At 38.7% G+C, this 1,945-nt stretch carries 1 protein-coding gene; it reads left to right on the top strand.

The window, feature by feature from the left end:
• Window positions 1–1,177: 1,177 nt before the first annotated feature.
• Window positions 1,178–1,945: FimB/Mfa2 family fimbrial subunit (locus tag IEY67_RS25080; protein ID WP_189086838.1), on the top strand; the 768-nt coding region annotated here is incomplete at its 3' end.

The raw sequence follows: 1,945 nt of genomic DNA, 5'->3' as shown, positions 1-1,945 counted from the left end.
CGGTAATATTGTTGTGGCAGACTGGGGTACAGTTATAGTAAATGTTACTGTTGGTTAAAATTTGACCCTCAATTTTTTATATGCATAAAGGCGTACATCCGGATTGTTCCGCGTGTGCGCCGTTTTTTTTTCATATACGCGATTCTCCGTGATAGGAATACCGCCCTTAATGATAGACACACATATGTTAATTTATATATCATAAGCATTGATTCACAAAGCATTGATTTAAAACATAGGTATTCAAATCACAAGCGACACTTTTGCACACCATCGTGATTAAAAAAAAGGTTTAGCATTTATCAATAATAAGCCTATCAACCATGGAGACAACTATAAGTTCAATATTTATCAGATTTGAATATTACTTTTCTCTTGAAAGAAAAGTAATCAAAAGTTCAAGGCTGCACCTGCCTCGCTACTCCGCATCCTGCGTTCGCTGTCGCCTCCGAAACTCGCTGCGCTCAAACAGCGGATGCTCCGGGCGCTCTCTCCGGCTGCTGCGTTTAACGCTCACCAGCTGATGCCTTTCAGAGAACGCAAAGCGTTCTCTTGTGATTGCCGATACTGTCAGTTAAAACCAAAAGCACCTGTTATATTATATAGGTGTCGGTATCGGCAATCTTTAAAGGAAGCGGAGCTTCCTATGAAAGGCCTAAGCGGGTGAACGTCCGCGAAGGAGGAAGACGAAGCGGTTAAAAAAATCCGTTGTCTGAGCGCAGCGAGTTTCGGATTTTTCAGCGGAGTCTTTCGCCGAAGCAGTGAAGCCGGTTAAGCCTTGATCTTTTGACTACTTTTCCATCAAGGGAAAAGTAGTTCTATTATTTCTATAAGCGAGATGGATTAATTAACCGACATAGCAAGAGATATGCATTCATATCACACAGGAGGTATTTGTATCATCAAGAATTTACTTATAAAACTTATTTTTGTTTCATTTTAAGCTACATGAGATAGTTTTACCACCGTTTAAGACATTATCACACTCCTGTTTGATATTTTCAGCAACTATTTTGATCGTTTTAACTTTTATTGTCTCTTTATTTGATACTCACATTGTTTTTGTATCTATATTTGCAATGTCAGTAAGAAACAAAAGGTTTTGATGAGGGTCTTAACCGGATAAATGTTCTCTACTGAGTATAGGGTAATTTTAAGCATATAAAAAATTAAGGTCATGAAAAAGGGTAGAATTTTCACAAATTGTATTGTTGCTGTTTGCACACTGATCGTTATGGTCGCTTTCGCTAGTTGTTCTGCAGACAGTGATTCTTCGTATGGTATTGACGACAGCGTTATCAACAGCGCCTCTTCTAAAACAGAAGCTCCTTTCTCAGTAGTTCTTAAAGCATACTCAGACAATAAAGATATCACGGTGAAAGGTGATGTAGACCAGACGACACTGTTCATTTTTGACCAGAGCGGAGATTTCTACAAACAAATGACTGTGGACAGAACTTATTTGCTTCAGGCTAAACCGATAGAGATCGCATGTCCCGGATCCGATCAGATAACAGTGGTGGCATGGGCCGGACTCTCTGGAGATAACGAAAATATCAGTGCTTTGAACCAGGCGAATATTATTTCAGACCTGCAAGTAAGCCTCAAACAAAATAATGGAGTTGCAGCAAGCTTACCGGGAGATTTATTCTACGGACAGGTTACTTTGAAAAGTACCTCTACAAAAGCTAGTGCTGAAACATTAAAAATAGCACGTAAAGTTTCTTCTGTTTCTTTGATCACTAAAGGTGTTATTAAAATGCTGGATTCAAGAGACGGTAATTTTTATTACAAAATAAAGAAAACAAAAAGCTCTTTTAATCATAACGGAGAATTGACCGGAGAAGATATCGAATATATTATTCCGGCTACAATGAACGACAAAGGAAATGTTGTTGCAGACAACACTACCATTTTACCGGCCTCCGATATCACTATAGAGCTT

The sequence above is a fragment of the Parabacteroides faecis genome (assembly GCF_014647375.1).
GTDB lineage: Bacteria > Bacteroidota > Bacteroidia > Bacteroidales > Tannerellaceae > Parabacteroides > Parabacteroides faecis.
Note: the sequence above shows the minus strand (reverse complement) of the source record. Positions and strands in the feature narration are given on the sequence as shown.